This window comes from Komagataeibacter kakiaceti JCM 25156 (genome assembly GCF_000613305.1).
Map to the genome: position 1 here is coordinate 1 of NZ_BAIO01000807.1, position 736 is coordinate 736.

Annotated in this window: 1 protein-coding gene; it reads right to left on the bottom strand. The window is 67.0% G+C overall.

The annotated features are described in order from the left end of the window. Window positions 1-736: tRNA epoxyqueuosine(34) reductase QueG (gene queG, locus JCM25156_RS19110; protein ID WP_025814421.1), on the bottom strand; the 736-nt coding region annotated here is incomplete at both ends.

The following is a 736-nucleotide window of genomic DNA, read 5'->3' on the forward strand; positions in this document are numbered from 1 at the left end:
TGCGCACGAAGCGCCCGCGCCCGATCCGCTTGATGGGCGAGCCCGAAAACCGGGCGCGAAAGCCCGCGTCATCCAGCGCCGCCAGTTCAGCCAGCGCGGGCGCGCGCAGGTCATCACGCGCGGCAAGTTTCATGTGGTGCGTGGCCGTGGCGAAGCGGTTCCACGGACACACGGCCAGACAGTCGTCACAGCCATAGATGCGGTTGCCCATGGCGGGCCGCAGCGCCACGGGAATGGGATCGCGATTTTCGATCGTGAGATAGGAAATGCACCGCCGCGCATCCATGACGCCGGGGGCGGGAAACGCCCCGGTGGGGCAGGCGTCGAGGCAGCGGGTGCAACTGCCGCACCCCCCGCCCGAAGGCGCCGACTGCGGCAGGTCCAGCGTGGTGTAGACCTCACCCAGAAACAGCCAGCTTCCGTGCTGGCGCGAGACAAGGCCGGTATGCTTGCCCTGCCAGCCCAGACCGGCGTTGCCCGCCAGCGGTTTTTCCATGACCGGGGCGGTATCGACAAACACCTTCACCTCCGGGCCATCGGCCCCCTGCCGTCGCCCTTCATTGACCACGAACTGGGCCAGATGCTTGAGCATGCCCTTGACCACGTCATGATAATCCCGGTTACGGGCGTAAACGGAAATGTTGCCCGCATCGGGCAGGCGGGTAGTAGCCAGCGCATCCCCTTTAGGCGCGTAGGTCACGCCAAGGGCGATCACGCTGCGCGCCTCGGGCCACAG